The organism is Arthrobacter endolithicus, from assembly GCF_026627425.1.
Taxonomy (GTDB): Bacteria; Actinomycetota; Actinomycetes; order Actinomycetales; family Micrococcaceae; genus Arthrobacter_M.
Map to the genome: position 1 here is coordinate 1 of NZ_JAPNLH010000014.1, position 17202 is coordinate 17202.

Sequence of the window (17202 nt, forward strand, 5' to 3'; positions counted from 1 at the left end):
GCCGCAGCGCAGCAGCCGCGGACCAGCTCGCCGCCGCAGGCTTCACCGCGTACACCATGCCCGGCGGAATGCTCGATTGGACAGCCGCAGGCTTCCCCATCAGCTGAGCCCACCAGAGCGCCCGGGCGGCATGCCCTCCCACCTGCCGCCCGGGCTTCTACTTGACCGGACCGTGTCCCTGACACGGCCGCCCGAACGCTGGGCGGCGGCTGCGTACAAACGCGGCCGCCACCGGAAACGTTCCACAATATATCGAAAGAGATCATGACTTCCTTGACTACAACCCCCACCGTTGATTCCGCTCCTCAGTCCATTGATGCCCCCACTCTGAAGGCCTGGGAAGAAAACCACGACGATCTGATGATCGTTGACGTGCGCAGCGGCGCAGAGTTTGATGCCCTGCACATCTTGGGCTCTTACCATGTACCGCTGGCCATGCTCAGCGAACATGCGGAAGAGTTCGCGGCAAAAATGGGCACCCGCGTGGTCCTTGTCTGCCAGTCCGGTAACCGGGCCGAGCAGGCCCGCAAGCACCTGGATGCTGTTGGTCTGGCCAGTGCCAGTGTCCTTTCCGGCGGGGTCCCGGCTTACGCAGCCGCCGGCGGCAACGTGGTCCGCGGCCGCGGCCCGTGGGCGCTGGAGCGCCAGGTCCGGATGACCGCGGGCTCCCTCGTCCTGGCCGGCGTGCTCGGCAGCAAGTTCATCTCGCCCAAGCTGGGCCTGCTCGCCGGCGGGATCGGGGCCGGGCTGACGTTTTCCGCCGCGACCAACAGCTGCGCGATGGGCAAGGCACTGTCCGCGATGCCGTGGAACCGCTCCGCTAATGAGCCCACCGCGCACCAGGCCCTGCAGACCCTGAGCGCCCGGGCATGATCCTCCCCGCGGCGGCGTTCGGGCTGATCGTCGGCGCCCTGCTGGGCCTGGTCGGCGGCGGCGGATCCATTCTCGCCGTGCCCGCCCTGGTCTATGGCGTGGGGCTGCCGCTTGCCGCGGCGATCCCGACGTCGCTGGTCGTTGTCGGCGCTTCCTCCGCCGTCGCGGTGCTGCCCCGGTTACGGACCGGGGTGAACTGGCGGCTGGCGCTGATCATCGGCGCGGCAGGAACCGTGACCGCGTACCTCGGCGCGGCGGTTAACCGGCTCCTGGATCCGAAGATCCTACTGCTGGTCTTCGCCGTCATCATGGTCTTCGCCGGGATCCGGATGCTGATGCCGTCCACGACCGCCGGAGGGGCCTGCGCGCTGCCCGGCGGCGGGATCAACTGGCGCAGTTGCCTGCCCAAGGCGATCGCCACTGGAGCCGTCGTGGGGTTCCTGACCGGCCTGCTCGGCGTCGGGGGCGGTTTCCTGATCGTCCCGGCCCTCACGCTGGTTCTCGGGCTCCCGATGGCGTTGACCGTCGGAACGTCCCTGGTCATCATCGTCATTAACTCCGCCGCCGGGTTCGCCGCTCACCTGGGTGACCTGCAGATCGACTGGGCCGTCACGGCAGCCTTCGCGGTCACGGCGATGGCAGCCTCGCTCGTGGCCGGACGGATCGGCCGCAGGATTCCGGACACAGCGCTCAAGCGCGGCTTTGGCATCCTGGTCCTGGTGATTGCCGCCTACGTTGCCATCCAGGCAATCCTCTCCTGACAGTGACGGCAAAGGAATACAGAAAGCGCCGGAGGAAGTTTCCTCCGGCGCTTTCTCTATTCCCCACTGTCCTAGTACCCCGGGGCCGGCAGGGTTGGTCTACCGTCCGAACAGCTTCGCGAAGAAGCCCTTCCCGGTCAACTTTTCCTGCTCGTGCCCGCGGCAGCGCTGGGAGCTGGGAACCCCGCGCATGACCTGGTCAATGTGCTGGCCGCAGCCGGCCCACGTCGTCTTACCGCATTTCTTACATGTCACTGCACGGCACATCTGCTTGCTCCCCTACTGGCTGGATTGTCTTATCAGTATACCCCATGGGGTATTTTCGATGAGAAATACGTGCATCCCGCAGACAAGTCACCGGTCCAGCGCGTCGGTGCGTCGCCACCACGTCTGTCTCTGGCTGGCCGGCGTCGTGGATCGGACTCGTCGGTGGGAGCCGTCCTCCTGTTGATCGGATCGCGTAGCCATAGCGGCTTGGCAGGAGTCCTCGTGGGCCCGGCATCGAGCCAAGCGGTACGCAAGGCCCTTGCCCTGCAGGGGTGGGGGGCTACTACGGCGCCGGTGCGGTTCCTGAGGTTGCGGGTTTGTGGTCGGTTCCGCGCATCCGAACGGCCACGAGGATTCCTGATAATGCTGTGAGGGCGGCGACGACGGCGACGGCCGCCGGGATGCCGTAGGCGTCGGCGAGGATCCCGGCGAGCAGCGCGCCGACGGCGAATCCGCCGTCTCGCCACAGCCGGTAAATCCCCACCGAGCGTGCCCGCCAGGCCGGGTGCGCGACGTCGCCGATGGCGGCCAGCAGGGTCGGGTAGACCATGGCGGTACCGGCGCCGAGCAGGACCGCTGCGGCCAGCCAGAACCCGAAGTCGTGGCCGACGGCGACCATTCCAAGGGCCGCTGCCTGGATGAGCATGCCGCCTACGATCAGCCATTTACGCCCGTACTTATCCGACAGCGCACCTGTGACGAGCTGGCCCGCGCCCCAGACGGCCGGGTAAACGGCCGCCAGGATGCCGATGTCCCCGATGCTCAGTCCGGCTGCGGCGAAGAGGACGGGGAACAGCCCCCAGGCGAGGCCGTCGTTGAGGTTGTTCACCAGACCGGCCTGGCTGACTGAGGACAGGGATTTGTCCCGGAAGCTGGTCAGGGTGAAGACGTCCCGGTTGCTGAGCTCCGCGTGGGCTCCGGCATGGGCCACGGTGTGGTTGGCGGCTTCCAGTCTGGCATGGTGATGGGTTTCCTTCACGGCCAGCACCGACAGTCCCAGCCCGAGCGCGATGAAGGCGGCGCCGAGCAGGAACGGCCCCGGCCGCAGCCCGTGGGTGGCGGCGATGTAGCCGGTGGCCAGTGCCGTGGCGGCGACGCCGAGGTAGCCGGCCGCCTCGTTCAGGCCCATGGCCAGGCCCCGGCGCGAGGGGCCGGCGAGGTCCATCTTCATCATCACGGTGGTGGACCAGGTCAGGCCCTGGCTGATGCCCAGGATCACGTTCGCGGCGACGATCCAGGCCCAGGACGGTCCGAGAATCAGCAGCAGCGGCACGGGGATGGCGATGAGCCAGCCAGCCACGAGGACCGGTCTGCGGCCGTAGCGGTCCGAGAGCGTGCCGGCGAAGTAGTTGGTGGCCGCCTTGGCGAGGCCAAACGCGAGGATATACGTCAGGGCGGACGTGTAAAGGTCCAGGTGGAAGACCTGGTCCGCCAGTAGGGGTAACACCGTGCGTTCCTGGCCGAGGGTGCCGCCGACGAGGGCGTTGACGGCTACCAGAAGCATGAACTGGGCCAGGTTCTGCCGCAGGCCCAGCGTAATACCGGGTCGCGCTCCGAGGCGCTGCGGTGAAGAGGTGTTGCCGGATGTCATCGCTGCACTCCAGTAGCTGGGGATCCGGCGTTGGCGGTGGCCCGGTGTCCCGGGCCGCCGCCAACGCTGTCAATCACTTATTTCAGATAGGGCCTGGGTTAGTTGCTGGAGACGGATTCGCGTGACTGCTGCCAGGCGGCCCAGCCTGTGTAGCTGCCGTCGAGTTCGACGACATCATAGCCGGCGCGGCGCAGCGCGGACGCCGCCACGGAGTTCCGGACCCCGCTCTGGCAGTAGCTCACGATAGTGCCTTCGGCCGGGAGTTCGTCAAGGTGCCACATCACGCGGCCGCCGCTGAGCTGGTGGGAGCCGGGGATGTGCCCGGCTGCGTGCTCGGTGCGGTTGCGGACATCGAGCACCATCGCGGCGTCGAAGCCTTCGAGTTCTTCGGGTTGGATCAGCTTCGGCGTGCTGGCAGGCAGTCCCTCGATGCTGGTGACGTAGCCGGCGATCTGGTCGATGCCGACCCGGACAAGGTGGTCCCACATCTGCTGCGCGGACGCCTGGTCCGGCGCCAGCAGCACCAACGGGTTCTTGTCCTTTTCCGTGTCCACGACCCAGGCACCGAAGCTTGCGGTCGACTTACCGTCCGGGATATTCACCGAGCCGGTGACGGTGCCCTGATGGACCTCGGCGTTGGACCGCGTGTCCACGAACGTTACTGTGTCTGAGGCGAGGTCCCCGGCGACGTCAGCGGGGGCGAGTTCCTCCAGCGGGGCACGTTCGCCCATCACGGCCGGGCCCTGTCGGTTTTCGCGCTTCATCCGGCCGAAGTAGGCGTGGGCGTCGGGTTGGCCGTTGAGGAGTTCGTTAATGAAGCCTTCCTCGTCATTGGCGGCCAGGTACGGCCCCCACCAGGAGTAGAGCCGCTCGTAGCCGACTGTGGAGGAGGGGAGGGCGCCCAGGGCCTTGCCGCAGGCGCTGCCGGCGCCGTGGCCGGGGTGGACCTGAACGTGATCCGGCAGGGTCAGGAATTTATCCCGCAAGCTGGTGAAGAGTTGCTTGGCCCCGGCGAAGCGGGTGTCCACGCCGCCGGCGGCCTCATCGAGCAGGTCAGGCCGACCCAGGTCGCCGGCGAAGACGAAGTCCCCGGAGAGCAGGTATCCCGGAGTGTCGGCGAATGCCCCGTCGGTGATCAGCAAGGACAGGTGCTCCGGGGTGTGGCCGGGGGTATGCACGGCCTTGATGGTGATGTTTCCCAGGATGATCTCATCGTTATCGACCAGGCGTTCAGCCGCGAACCCGTACTGCCAGTGGGTCCCGCCCTCACCGGAGACATAAGCGGTGGCGCCGGTCGCGGCGGCCAGTTCACGGGTCCCGGAGAGGAAGTCGGCGTGGATGTGGGTTTCGGTGACGGCGACGATCTTCATCCCGTTCGCTGCCGCCAGGGTCTGGTAGACGGCAATGTCTCGTCGGGGGTCCACCACAAGGGCTTCGCCCTTGGCCTGGCAGCCGATCAGGTAGCTGGCCTGCGACAGGTCTTCGTCATAGATGCGCTCTAAAAGCATGGGGCTCTCCTTCGTTGGGCGGTGGGGGAGTTTCCGGGAGGGGATCCTCCGTTCCTCTCTCCACAACGGTAATACCCCAGGGGGTATCTTGCAAGTAGTCAGCGCCGGGCCGGATGCGCCCGTCCCGCGGCTGGACTATATACCCCCACCGGTATAGAATTGGTGCAACATCCACCCAGCCTTGGAGCCCATCATGGAACTCGATTCGACAGAACTCACCCCGGTCGTCAATCGCCTCAAACGGGCCCAGGGCCAGCTTGCCGCCGTCACCCGCATGCTCGAAGAGGGCCGGGACTGCAAGGACATTGTCACCCAGCTCGCCGCGGTATCCAAGGCACTGGACCGGGCAGGATTCGCCATCATCGCCAGCGGTCTAGAGCAGTGCATCACCAAAGAAGATGCCACCATGAACAAGAAAGACCTGGAAAAACTCTTCCTGTCTCTCGCCTGAGCTGCAACCAACCCAACACCAAACCCGGGAGCGCGGCTTTGTGGCCCGAGCCGCTTCCGGTCACGAATTGCCATGACTCCCGGGCTGACCGCCACGACAGAGACCGGTGAACCAGGAACGGAGCAGGAAAGTGATGAACGGATACGGTTTCATGATGGGCTGGACGTGGGTGTTTTGGCTGCTCCTGATTATCGGTGTCGTCCTGCTCGTGATCCTTGCCGTACGGGCTTTTTCCGGGGGAATTACCCGATCCGGGACCGGCCGAGGCCCTGGTCCGGAACATCCAAGCACTATGGGCGCCACTACCGCCCGACGGATTCTGGACGAACGGTACGCCAAGGGAGAATTAAGCACAGAGGAATACCGTGAACGGCTCAAGGTCCTCGGGGACGATGCCTGATGCAACCTCTCAGCCGCCGCAGTGCCCTGATGCTGGGAGGTGTGGGTGCTGCGGCGGCAGCGACGGGCGCGGCCGGATTGCTCTGGAACCAGGCCATGGGATTCCAAGCTGCCGGCGGCCTGGACCTGAGTGAACCGCACGCCCTGCGCAGTGCCGATGGCCGGCTGCAGATTAAACTGTCAGCGGCCCAGGGCCAGGTGCGGATCGCGGGTCGGGACGCCGATGTGCTGTCCTATAACGGTTCCCTGCCCGGCCCCACCCTTATCCTGCAGCCCGGGGACCGGGTGAACGTGACGCTGGAGAACGGGCTGGGGGATCCGACGAACCTGCACGTCCACGGGCTGCACGTCTCCCCGCAGGGTAACAGCGACAATGTGCTGGTTTCGGTCGACCCGGGAGAGTCCTTTGACTATGAGTACCGGCTGCCGGTGAATCATCCGCCGGGTGTGTATTGGTACCACCCGCACCGCCACGGAAGCGTCGCCGACCAGGTCTTCGGCGGCCTGTACGGGGCGATCATCGTCCAGGACCCCCGACCCGTGCCGGTGACCAGGGAACGGGTCCTGGTCATTTCGGACATCTCCCTGACCGGGGGCGGTTCCACCGCCACCGTTTCCGCGATGGAGAAAGTGATGGGCAGGGAAGGTGCGCTGGTCCTGGTCAACGGGCAGCTGAACGCGGCCATGGCCGCCCGGCCGGGCGAGCGTGAACGGTGGAGGATCATCAATGCCTGCGCCTCCCGGTACCTGAAACTGCGCCTTGACGGCCAGCACCTGCAGCTGCTGGGCCTGGATTCAGGCCGCTTCCAGAGTCCCAAGGACGTTGAAGAGGTGCTGCTGGCCCCGGGCAACCGGGCCGACCTGCTCGTCACCACTGCCGCAGGGACCGCCATCCTGCAGACCCTGCCGGTGGACAGGGGTGGCATGGGATCCATGATGGGCGGCAACAACGGCAGCGGACAGTCCCGGCCCGGCCGGGACGGGAACACCTTGGCCACTCTGGCCGTTGCCGGCGCACCGGCGGCTGCGCCGGGACCGGTCCCGGCGCAGCCTGCACCCAGGGACCTGCGGGCCGCCGCGGTGACCGCCCACCGGGAACTGGTCTTCGCCATGGGAATGGGCATGAACAGCGGCGGTATGGGCGGTGGGATGGGGTCGGGGATGATGAGTTTCACCATCAACGGCAGGCCGTTTGACCCCGCCCGGGTGGACACCACGGTCCCCGCAGGTGCCATCGAGGAATGGACCCTGCGGAACACGAGCCCGATGGATCACCCCGTGCACCTGCACGTGTGGCCGATGCAGGTCATCGAACAGGCCGGTCAGCCCGTGGATAGCCCCGTGTGGCAAGATGTCGTCAACGTCCCGGCCCGCAGCAGTGTCCGGGTCAGGATCGCCTTCGATGACTTCACCGGTAAAACCGTCTATCACTGTCACATCCTGGACCACGAGGACAGCGGCATGATGGGCCTGATCGAAGCCCGGTAGCACAGCAGACCCACAGTCCGTTGCATGAATGAGAAAACCGATGAAGGAGCACAACAATGAGCTACGCACACACCATCACCGTCACGCTGCCCTACGAAGAAGCAGTAACCCGGACCCGTGGAGCCCTCTCGGAGCAGGGCTTCGGCGTGCTCTCCGAAATTGATGTCCGCGCCACCTTCGAGGCCAAGCTCGGCTCCGACGCCGGGCAGGGCCTGGGTGACTACCTCATCCTGGGCGTCTGCAATCCCGCCCTGGCACAAAAAGCCCTCGCCGCGGACCCCGACATGGGACTGCTGCTGCCCTGCAACGTCGTGATCAGACGCGGACCTGGCAACGACACCACCGTCATCCAGACCATCGACCCGCAGACCATGGTCCAGCTCAGCGACGCCCCGGCCGTCGCCGAAGTCGCCTCGGACGCCGGCCACAGGCTCCTCGCAGCCCTGAAGGAACTCGAAACCGCCTAAGACCCGGCCAACAGGCGGCGACGGACCGCCCGCGGAGAGAACGAGTACGGTTGAACGCCGCGTGGCACCGGAGCCCGCCCTCCGGCCGGGCGGCCAGACTACCCGCCGAAGGTGCTGGTCGGCCTCAATGAGTCCCCGCCGAGAATACGCGGACGTTTCTGGTACTCCTGTGCGTTCAGTTCACCGCGTGAGTATCGCTCAGCAAGGATCTCGCGGGCACCGTTCGACGGCTGCGGTTCGTGGGGCTGCAGTTTCAAGATACTTACACTTGAAGCTTAAACCGGTTTACTGGCGTAATCACGGCAATCGGCAACGCGCCGTCAGTCTTTCAGAGGCTGCTAATCGACGGTCCAGATGAAGCAAAGTGCGGGGCCGATCAGCAGGCCGCCCAACGATGGATTGGTCTGAATGAGGCAGACTAATCACCCTCTGAAGCCTGATCCTGGGGCAAATGGGTTCAAATCGGAGTCCATGAAAGGAGTATATAGAAGAATATGACTCAATATAACTATTTTTTTATAAGGATGCATCTTTATTTATGAAATTCATGCAACTCGCAGCGAAAAGTTAACCCAGGCTCGGGGCCTGGTCCTCGAGAACTCCACGCACCTCAAGTACCGCTGAAGCCACAGAAAACTTCAGCCGCCTACTATCGCTGAGGGTGTGACCATGATGTGGGCCCAGGGTAATTGCGCAGCAGGTTGCTGCGCAATTGGTCCCTGAGCCCAAGTCCTCGCAAAAGTCGTCATGTACTGGATGTTGCGGGCCGAGAGTCCCTTCATGTCCGGGAACTCCTTGCGCAGGTCATCTAAGAGACGTTTGATGACCTGGCTTCTCCACCCCTGTTTCTCCTGCTCGGCACGGACCGTCTGCCCAATGGTCCAGTACAGCTCAATGAGCTGAGTGTTGACTGTCCTGAGTGCTTTGATGCGGGCGTCCCGAACGCGCTTCTTGAGCTCACTGAGAAGGTCGGTGTAGCCGGAGGGAAGAGCGAGGTCAGGGGTGTCAGTCATGAATTTGATCCTATCCACCAGAGCCCGTCCGGCATGCCAGCTCCCCCAACAATCAAGTGCTTAGCGGCTGGGACCGCTCTTGGTGCGTTCTGCGCCGGCCGATATCCCTGTGCGCGTCTTTCTGGCCTTTGCGGCGCCCTTGCCCGTCGTCACTGCTGCGCTGGGGTGTGTGCCTTCGCTGCGCGCTGCGGCGAGGCGTCCGCGGATCTGGGTTTCATTCGCGCCGGTGTTTGCCAGGGATTCAGCGAATTTTTCGTGGTGTTCGGCTGAGCCATAGTCGGCGGCTGAGGTACTCTCTGTTTTGAGGCCATGGTCTTTGAGTCGGTTGCTGTCGTTGCCGGTGACGCGGTTCTCGATCTCGCGGCCGACGCCCTCCAAGCGGGCAAAGAGCTCCTTCTCAGCGCGTTCGTACCGCTGTTCCACTGATGTTCGTTCGGAGCCTGTGAAACCGCCCTCGGCCAGGAGTTTCGCTTCATGCATGTCCTTGGCAGCTTTCACGAACCCGGGATCCTCGAAGTGGGCATCGCCGGCACCGTTGACGTTCGCGGTGGTCTCCTTCCGCAGCTGGGCAATGTCCGGCCCGTTGATCCCGTCCTTACCGATGAGGAACAGACGTTCCCGCACGGTAGCGTCCGCCGCTTCCAGTGCTTTGGGGGTCTTTGCTGTGTGTACTGTCTGTAACGCCTGGGCCAGCTCGGGGTTAGCCAGGTACTCCACAGGCACCTGGTGGCGTTCCATTTCCGGGGCCAGTTTTGTGGCTTGTGCGCGGAGTTCTTCTGCGCGGGCCGCGGCGAGCAGGCCCATGGCCTTCTCGTGTTCGGCCGCCGCTTTGCGCGTCTCTTCCTGGCTACGCGCCAGCTCATCCAGCCGGGCCTTTTCGGTGGTGATGGTCTGAATCCCTGATTCCAGATATGCGGCGTCCGCACCGACGTCGTGGGTGTCGATGCCGTACCGGGTGAGCACTTCCTGCCGAATCCTTTCTGAGGCGGCCAGTGCGGTGGGGTCGTTGTCCTTCCAGCTTGTCGCTACGGCGTGCGCCGTGGCAATGTCATGGGGCTGGGCTTTATCCCACCACTGGTCCTTCTCCACCGGTGCCAACGCCGCGTGCGCGGCACTGCGTTCAGCAGCGAGACGTGCCTGGGCTTCGTGTGCTGCCTGGACGTCCTGGTGTTCTTGCTGCCGCTGGCTCTCCTGGCGCCGGTGTGCCAGTATCTCGGCAATGCGTGAGGCGATCAGCAGTGACTGCCGCAGGCCGCCATCCAGAACATCATCCATTCCATCTGATTCACTCATGCTATTCCCCTTTGCAGTTGGTCGTGCCTGGTCTTTAGCGGTCGAGACCCGACCCGGAATCGTGCCGGGCCGGCTGGTAAGGCTTCGCCGGCGTTGCCGGGGTTGGTGTCGTGGGTACTGCTGATCCCGGACGGATGGGTACCATTCCACGTCGTGCGATATCGACCGCCCTGGCCCGCCCGGAAGCATCTGACGTTGACTGCTGCTCGGCACCCACCAGAACCGCTTTAGGCATGGTGCCGGTGAACGGGGCCAGCTGTTCCTCAACCACGGACCGGATGCGTTGGGCTTCACGGGCCCGCCCGGACTGAGCGTGCATCTCATACACGGCGAAGGCCGTGTTGATCAGCTGCACCATGAGGGCCGTTTGCGCGGCCGTCTTATTCTTACTCGACGCAGCCATGAACAACATCGCCGTACCCGCAATCGACGGAAGCGCAACAGGCTTGCCGTGCTGCCGGGGTGCGCGTAGCTGGGCGGTGCGGGACAGTTCAGCGGCGGTGGCAGCCAACGGCCCCGGCGTTGGCTCGAGCCGGTATGACCATGCCGCGAAGGCCCCTGATACGTCCCGTGCAGCTTTCGCCCACGTCGCGTGATCATCCCGCGGAATGGTACGCAACTGGTCAGCCAATGCGGTCGCGTTGCGGGTGTATTCCACCCACATTTCCGCCGGCGGCGTTGCGTTCTCCGGGCCGGTCCTGGACACCGTGCGCCTGTTGCGGGCCGCTGCGTTCCACTCCTTCGCAGCCTCCGTCGCCAAGAGTGGGGTGTCCATCCACTCTGCACGCAGGGCACCAAGCTTCAGATCCGAGGCGAGGGTCCCCCCGCCGAACCAAATAGGCCGCTCACCCTGTCTGGGGCGTTCGGCTACGGAGTACCCGACAATGACGTCGGTGGTGTTCTTCGCGTAGCGCGGCCGGACAAGCAGTCCGGTGTTCCGGGCACGGCGAACGAACTCCCCTTCGGTCGCCGAGGCGCTGGCGCTGGCGCGTACCTTCCGTGCCAGCGATGAGCGGTGTATTTCCCGCTCATCCCTGGCAGCGGTGGCTTTCTCGGCCCGGTCGTAGCCACGGGAGGCGTACACGGTGGAGAGCTGTTCCAGACCGTACTTGACCTCCAATTCGCGGCAGGTTTCCTGGGCCCGCTTGTAGTCCCCATGGGTAGAGGCCTTGGTACCGTCCTCACGGACAAGTGAGACGGCCAGGTGGATGTGGTGGTTGCCGTTCTCACTGGTGCCGTGGTTCACCGCAGCCCACCGGCACTGCGCCTTACCGCTGGTCTCGGTGAAGCCCATGGAGTCCATGAAGTCGTTGGCGATATCGCCCCACTGCTGGTCCGTCAGAGCCCCTTCTTCGGCGCGCAGACTCAGGGAGCAGTGCCAGACGCTGGCGTCCTTGTACCCGACATGCACGCGCTCCTTCTTCACCGCGTCCCACTCGAAGTTCTTGACCTTCACCTCGACACCGAAGTTCTTCCGGGGACGATCCAGATGCTTCGCTATTGCCAGAGCATCATCCCGGTCCAGCACACCATCGTCATACCACGCCATGATCGCCGCATCCCCTGCCACCAGGTGCGGCTCGCTGTGCGCGTTCTTCGTCCTATCCGCATCCGTCGATGCCAGGTAAACCATGAGACCACCAATACGTGAACCACGCGTGATGTTGGGAATCACTCCTACACCAACCCATCCAAGGCACGATCAATGCGCATGGCCACAGACCGAATGAACTTCAACGATTCGTGGGCCTCGACCGGGAACTCACCCGTGGCGTTAGCCTGCCGGGCCAGCTGGTTAATGTTGTTCGACGAACGCGCCAGCAAGGTGTGAACGGCCATCAGTTCCGCTGCCAATGCACGGCGCTCAGTAGGTGAATCGGAATACTCCGACAGTGCCGCCGAAATCAGAAGATTCGGAACAGTCACTTTCTGGCCCGCAGCCTTGGCAATGAGAGCCCCGTCTTCCTCAGCCGTGACCCAAACCTCACGCCGCTTCTTCGTCCCCGCAGGGCGGTTCTCCCGCCGCCGGCGAGAGAGCCTGGAAGGCAGGTTCGGCTCTTCATCCGCCATCCCAATCCATCCCTTCAAAGACCCAGCGCAGCGACCCCGAAACCGGGGACCACACTGACCAGTGTGCTGCACCCGACCGCCAGTGTCGAGCGCCACAAGCCACTTACACCCGTGTAAGTGTATAACTTGCTCCGCAGGTCAAGCCACACGCACGAAAACGACGGATCTGCAGATGGTGAGTAAACGACACCGCTCCCCTTCCTTCCCCCGCCCCGGGCGGGGGAAGGAAGGGGAGCTTAGACTGGGTGCCATGGCTACCCACATTGACGCAGAAAAGATCGAACAAGAACTACAGCAGCGGCTGAACAGCCGCATGGATTCCGTTCGCGCCCTCGTAAAGTCACGAACGTCTATCGCGAACGCGCGTGCAGCACTACAGGAAGCCGAAGACGAAGACACACGCCGCTACCAGGCCGCGCTCAGCGCAGGCTGGACCGCGGAGGAGCTGCGCGTCTCCGGACTCCCGGAACCGGAAAAAAAGCTACGCGCTCGCAAACGCGCAGCCCGGAAACCGGCAGCCGCAAAGCAACCTGCGACTGCCGGCGAACCCGCCGGTCACCAATAGCTGCCTCTCGCCCACAGGTGCACAGCAAAAGATTAATCTCCGGTCTTTTCCTGCACACATGATGGACGACAGGAACCAGCGAACCGGCTGCACACAACCGCCACGACACCGACACCACAAAAGGTCACCAAAGCGAGCAGCGGATGTGCACAGCCTCCACATCCTGGTACCCACCAACAAAACCACCACCTATGCGGCGACAGACAGAAGAAGAGGGCCGGCCAAAGGCCGGCCCTCTTCTTCTTTCCTTCGCACGGGAAAAACTTTGGTGCCACAAAAACTTAGGTAGTGGATTTACCAGGTGAACCCTTCCAACGGGTCCTTAAAGACGATGTCGACCGGCCCGGGGACGGACGTCGCGCGTTGGTCAGTCTTGGCAGCAAGGAGTGTTTCAGCCTGGCTCGCCCGCGGGTCCACGGGGGTGTATTCCAGGAACAAGTCGGGGTGGGATATATCCGGTGCTGACACGGGAAGGCTCCTTGTGTAGGTGCGTTGCTTCCCTAGCCTATCCGCACGATCGAACATCAGGCCTGGTCGCTGCGCCCGCGCAGCGTGGATACGGCCGGGGGAGCGTGCGGCGGAGGCCGCCGCACCCACACGGGGCGGGCTGGGCACCCAACGAAAAAGGGTGCCCAACCCGTCACCTGCTAGGAAGCGCCGGGGTAGGCGTTGGCCTTGTTCTTGACCACCTCGGGCAGGAAACCGCGGTCAATCATTTCCTTCAGCAGGTCAGCCAACCGGTAGCCCGGGACTGCCGCCAAGGCCTTATCCAAGTACTGGACCGCGGTGCTTGACCGGCCCTTGTACCAGCTGAGGTGGCCCAGCATCGTGTAAAGCGGGGCGCGGAACCGGCCCGGGGTGTGTGCCAGCAGTTCCACCAGCAGGGCCTCACCCTGATCAACGCGTGCCCACGTCGGGCAGGTGCTGGTTTCCCCGATCAACACGGCAGCGTATTCTTCATCATCGGTGTTGATGAAGTCCGCGATGACACGATCACGCAAGCCCACGTTCTGCAGGTACGCCACCAGCTGGCAGGCCGTCGCGGTGTCCGGGACGGTACCCAAGGCGTCCGTCCACACCGCCCTGGCTTCGATCATGGCTGGGGCGCCGAAGTCCAGCGCGTCAACGTCCGTGAACCCGGTGGCCAGAACAGCGATCGCGGCCGCGTTGCCGGGTGCCCCGGTGAACTCGCGGTCTTGGGCTTTCCCGGCGTCCGGGTTGGAACCGGCGAAGATCATTTCCGCGTTCGCTTCACTATCGGTGATGGACGCCAAAGCCGTCACGGCGGCGGCGGTGTCGAAGTAGCCTCTCCACCCTCCCGGGCCCACCAGCAGGACCTCTCTGATGGGCATTCCAGCGGCCAGCAGCTCGTATTCCAAAGCTTCAACGTACTCGCGGTACGGCTGCTCGCCGTCCGCATTCGTGTAGACGGCCAAAATCGTGCCGTCCGCGTCCTTATCGTTCAGGAGGTAATCAACGACCGTGCCATCGAACACGGCTGCGGGGGCGTTGGTCGGGATGTTCACCCGCAGCGTTGCCCCGAGACGGCCACCCTGCAAGGTCACCAGCACGAACGATTCCACCGGTGTCATGCCCAGGGTGTGGGCGAAAACGGCCAACAGACCGGCAGGGGTGGAGACTTTGAGCTTTTTCATGGTTGTTCTCTTTCCTTGTGCGAAGGATGGGGGTGAGTGGGCGGTGATACCGGACCAGCTGCCCTCCTCTTTTCCCCGTTGTTTTTTGGTTGCTGGCGAAGCATCGCGTAGCTGTGGCCGACGGAGGCCTGTCTACCCGTTAGGGCAAGGGGCGAGGAAACGTGCGGAGGAAATAAGCGACGCAGGAGCGCCGGAGCACGTTTCCCCCCGCCCCGCGGGCCCCGACGCAGGAGGGGCTAGACAGGGTGGAGCGGCCACGTACAATCCGAAGGACAGCAACCAAAAAACGCGAAGCGTAAAAACAAGGGGACGGGCCGGGCGGAGCTTGCGGAGCCCGGAACGGCCCCCAACAGCCGGCCGCGCAGCGGACGCCCGACAACTTGGTGTGAGCTGACGACGGCTGCTCTTAATTGTCCAAAGTGCTTTGGACAATTGCGTACACCTGGTGCGCTTGGGGTCCTGTCGGACGCAGCGGCTAAGGTGGGTGCGTGCCAGAGATCGAACCTAAGCTGCCCAGCGGCTACGCCGGAATACTCGTCTCACTCAAGGAGCTAGTCACCTCAGCGCAGCTGCGTGCACAGCAGGCCGCGAGCAACGCCATGGTCGAAATGTATTGGGAGATCGGCTCCACGATCCTGCAGCGCCAGGCGGCCCAGCCTTGGGGGACCAAGATTTTGCAGCGACTTGCGTCCGACCTGAAATCCGCCTTTCCACACATGCGCGGGTTCTCCCGCTCAAATCTGTTCTACATGAGGGCCTTCGCCGCCGCCTGGGACATGTCAGATTCATCCGTTCGGAGCAGTGTTAACGGGCTGCCCTGGGGTCACATTATTGAGCTGCTCAAGCTGAAAGACCCGGTGATCCGTGACTGGTATGCCGAACGGGCTGTCGAGCACAAATGGCGGCTGGAAGTTCTCGAACACCAGATCACTACCGGTCTGCACCGCAGACTAGGAGCGGCTCCAAATAACCTTGAAGAACGCCTGTCCGAAGATGGGGCGGCGCTGGCCCGGAGCGTCGCCAAGGATCCTCTGGTTTTCGACTTCCTAGGCCTGACCAAGGAAGTCGAAGAACTGGCCATGGAAGAAGCCATGACTCAGCGGATGTCCCAGACCCTGGCCGAGTTCGGCCGGGGATTTGCCTTCTACGGCCGGTAGTATCACCTCGATGCCCACGGTGAAGACTTTTACATCGACCTTCTTCTGGTGCATGTCCCGACTAACCGCTTTGTGGTCGTGGAGTTAAAGTCTGGGAAGTTCAGGCCGGAGCACCTGGGCCAGCTGAATTTTTATGTCGCGGCAGTCAATGACCTGGTGAGATTTCCTGGAATGGCCCCCAGCGTGGGGATTCTCGTGTGCGGATCAAAACACGAGCCGACAGTAAGATACGCGTTGGACGGATCGTCGCAGCCCGTCGCCGTCAGCTCATACACCTATGACTCCCTTCCACCAGAGGAGCGCGCCGCATTGCCATCCCCTGAGGCGATCACGGCGGCGCTCGAACAGGGAACAGTGACCGATTCCGACACCCTTTAACTAGAAAATCTGGCGGCCTTCTTGATCGCGGTGAGCTGGACTAAGGATCCGGCTCCGCGGAACATCCCCAAGGCGTTGCTACCCCTGAAGGGCCCCTTCCGAAGCAAGATCGGAACCCGAGGCCACCTTCAGCGAACTTCTCGCTTCAAGTCGGCTCTAGGCAAGCGCCTACTCAAAGCTGCAAGCAGGAGCTCCAATGACCCACGATTTTCTATCCTTATCCCCCTATCTGGCCGTCGTTGTGTGCTCAAACCGATTAACGCCGCTTTTCCTTTGCTTGGCCGTGCTTGCCAAGGCGGGAAAGACGTGGCACCCGGGGTCCCTGACATTGCAGAGCGATTTAGGTGTGGTTAGGAACGTCGAGTCCAGGAAAGAACCGGGTCATCGGCCGAGATCACAGTGATTGTCAGGGGAAGTCTGCCCCCCGATGCCCAGGAATGGTTTGATGCGTGGCGTGGAAGGGCTAGGGCTTGTGGGTCCTTTATGCCGAGACGACGCCTGCCGGAGGCTGTGGTGGCCTTCCGGATGAACGCCCGCCGATGACAACCGGTGAGTGCGGCATAGCGCGCCTGCCACGTTTCCAGAATCGCGCGGGCGGCTTCGTGGAGTTTTTCACGGTGTTCGATCAGTTGCACGACATCAGTCGCGAGTGAGTCCTGTTGTGCCTGGACTACAGCGGTTTTCGAGGAAATCTTGTCTTTTTCGCGTAGGGATTCCTGACCTTGCGGGGTTGCCCGTTCCTCAGCGGTAGCCGGGTGGTCTGCTGACTGCTGTTTGAAGGATTTCTTGTTCTCTTCAAGTCTCCGGATTTGTGCTTCGGCACGGGCTATATCGTTGTCGATGGGCCGGAGTGCGGCGATGAGTGCGTCGTGGATTATTGCTTCGACGTGATCGACGTGTGAGTGGAGTGTCCGGGTGAGTGGGTGATGGCCCGATGCGTCGGGTGGGGTGGTCCTGGCATCTCTGCGTCCTTTGAGGCCGGTGATCCAGTTCTCGATGGCGGTATCGATTCCGACGCGTTTTGCGAAGTGGGGCGCATTGGGCAGTTCCCGTGACGCGTTTTTCTTGTCTTCTTTCATGAGATGCCTCCGTTGGGTTTGATGTGCCTGGGGTCCCCTGTTCTTTGTTACCGCTGGGCATGTCAGGTTGTGACCCAGTGCAGGTGGCAAAGAGAGCAGGTGTAGCCAAGGCGGCAGTGCATGCAGTTGGCCGACTTCCATTCGCCTTCACAGTGGGCGCATAAGCCCAGTTCTCCTGCGCAGGAGG

Annotated in this window: 17 protein-coding genes and 1 pseudogene; 8 read left to right on the forward strand and 10 right to left on the reverse strand. The window is 63.5% G+C overall.

The window, feature by feature from the left end; translation table 11 throughout:
- Positions 1-264 precede the first annotated feature (264 nt).
- Entirely contained in the window at positions 265-873 is a 609-nt protein-coding gene (locus OS914_RS12730; protein WP_267546437.1) for a rhodanese-like domain-containing protein, read from the forward strand.
- Positions 870-1634, forward strand: a complete 765-nt coding sequence (locus tag OS914_RS12735; protein ID WP_267546438.1) for a sulfite exporter TauE/SafE family protein — start codon at positions 870-872, stop codon at positions 1632-1634. Before OS914_RS12730 ends, OS914_RS12735 begins: the two co-directional genes overlap by 4 nt.
- 99 nt (positions 1635-1733) lie before the next feature.
- Here the strand turns inward: OS914_RS12735 and OS914_RS12740 are convergent, their stop codons facing one another.
- The 3 genes from OS914_RS12740 to OS914_RS12750 form a co-directional block, all read right to left on the reverse strand.
- Positions 1734-1889, reverse strand: coding sequence for a hypothetical protein (locus OS914_RS12740; protein ID WP_267546522.1), 156 nt, complete (start codon positions 1887-1889; stop codon positions 1734-1736).
- A 295-nt stretch (positions 1890-2184) separates the two neighbouring features.
- The gene (locus tag OS914_RS12745) at positions 2185-3492 is read right to left on the reverse strand and encodes an MFS transporter (protein ID WP_267546439.1); all 1308 of its coding nucleotides are present in this window, start codon (positions 3490-3492) and stop codon (positions 2185-2187) included.
- A gap of 98 nt (positions 3493-3590) precedes the next feature.
- Positions 3591-5000, reverse strand: a complete 1410-nt coding sequence (locus OS914_RS12750; protein ID WP_267546440.1) for an MBL fold metallo-hydrolase — start codon at positions 4998-5000, stop codon at positions 3591-3593.
- A gap of 193 nt (positions 5001-5193) precedes the next feature.
- Between OS914_RS12750 and OS914_RS12755 the strand changes: the two genes are divergently transcribed.
- From OS914_RS12755 to OS914_RS12770, 4 genes are all read left to right on the forward strand, one after another.
- Positions 5194-5451 carry a metal-sensitive transcriptional regulator gene (locus tag OS914_RS12755; protein WP_267544417.1) on the forward strand — a complete coding sequence of 86 codons (258 nt, stop codon included), beginning with the start codon at positions 5194-5196 and terminating at the stop codon, positions 5449-5451.
- A 133-nt stretch (positions 5452-5584) separates the two neighbouring features.
- Complete coding sequence (locus tag OS914_RS12760; protein ID WP_324290659.1) at positions 5585-5851, forward strand: SHOCT domain-containing protein; 267 nt, start codon at positions 5585-5587, stop codon at positions 5849-5851.
- Complete coding sequence (locus OS914_RS12765; protein ID WP_267546442.1) at positions 5851-7338, forward strand: multicopper oxidase family protein; 1488 nt, start codon at positions 5851-5853, stop codon at positions 7336-7338. Before OS914_RS12760 ends, OS914_RS12765 begins: the two co-directional genes overlap by 1 nt.
- A 56-nt stretch (positions 7339-7394) precedes the next feature.
- Positions 7395-7805, forward strand: a complete 411-nt coding sequence (locus OS914_RS12770) for a DUF302 domain-containing protein (RefSeq protein WP_267546443.1) — start codon at positions 7395-7397, stop codon at positions 7803-7805.
- 638 nt (positions 7806-8443) lie between these two features.
- Here OS914_RS12770 and OS914_RS12775 read toward each other — a convergent pair.
- From OS914_RS12775 to mobC, 4 genes are read right to left on the reverse strand one after another with little or no spacing between them, the layout of a single operon-like run.
- The gene (locus OS914_RS12775; protein ID WP_267546444.1) at positions 8444-8818 is read right to left on the reverse strand and encodes a DUF1016 N-terminal domain-containing protein; all 375 of its coding nucleotides are present in this window, start codon (positions 8816-8818) and stop codon (positions 8444-8446) included.
- Positions 8819-8878: 60 nt separating this feature from the next.
- Positions 8879-10111: a hypothetical protein gene (locus OS914_RS12780; protein WP_267546445.1), complete on the reverse strand. Its 1233-nt coding sequence runs from the start codon at positions 10109-10111 to the stop codon at positions 8879-8881.
- A gap of 34 nt (positions 10112-10145) precedes the next feature.
- Entirely contained in the window at positions 10146-11786 is a 1641-nt protein-coding gene (locus tag OS914_RS12785; protein ID WP_267546446.1) for a relaxase/mobilization nuclease domain-containing protein, read from the reverse strand.
- A gap of 2 nt (positions 11787-11788) precedes the next feature.
- Entirely contained in the window at positions 11789-12181 is a 393-nt protein-coding gene (gene mobC / locus OS914_RS12790; RefSeq protein ID WP_267546447.1) for a plasmid mobilization relaxosome protein MobC, read from the reverse strand.
- Between the two features lie 250 nt (positions 12182-12431).
- On the opposite strand from mobC, the gene OS914_RS12795 reads away from it, so the two are divergent.
- Entirely contained in the window at positions 12432-12746 is a 315-nt protein-coding gene (locus OS914_RS12795; protein WP_267546448.1) for a hypothetical protein, read from the forward strand.
- Between the two features lie 294 nt (positions 12747-13040).
- Here OS914_RS12795 and OS914_RS12800 read toward each other — a convergent pair whose 3' ends face one another.
- Both OS914_RS12800 and OS914_RS12805 read right to left on the reverse strand, forming a co-directional pair.
- Positions 13041-13214: a hypothetical protein gene (locus tag OS914_RS12800; protein WP_267546449.1), complete on the reverse strand. Its 174-nt coding sequence runs from the start codon at positions 13212-13214 to the stop codon at positions 13041-13043.
- A gap of 179 nt (positions 13215-13393) precedes the next feature.
- A complete protein-coding gene (locus tag OS914_RS12805) occupies positions 13394-14401 on the reverse strand; it encodes a DUF4192 domain-containing protein (protein ID WP_267546450.1) in 1008 nt (335 codons plus the stop codon).
- A gap of 488 nt (positions 14402-14889) precedes the next feature.
- Between OS914_RS12805 and OS914_RS12810 the strand changes: the two are divergent.
- A pseudogene (locus OS914_RS12810) lies at positions 14890-15936 on the forward strand (PDDEXK nuclease domain-containing protein).
- 350 nt (positions 15937-16286) lie between these two features.
- Here OS914_RS12810 and OS914_RS12815 read toward each other — a convergent pair.
- Positions 16287-17015, reverse strand: a complete 729-nt coding sequence (locus tag OS914_RS12815; RefSeq protein ID WP_267546451.1) for a hypothetical protein — start codon at positions 17013-17015, stop codon at positions 16287-16289.
- Positions 17016-17202 lie beyond the last annotated feature (187 nt).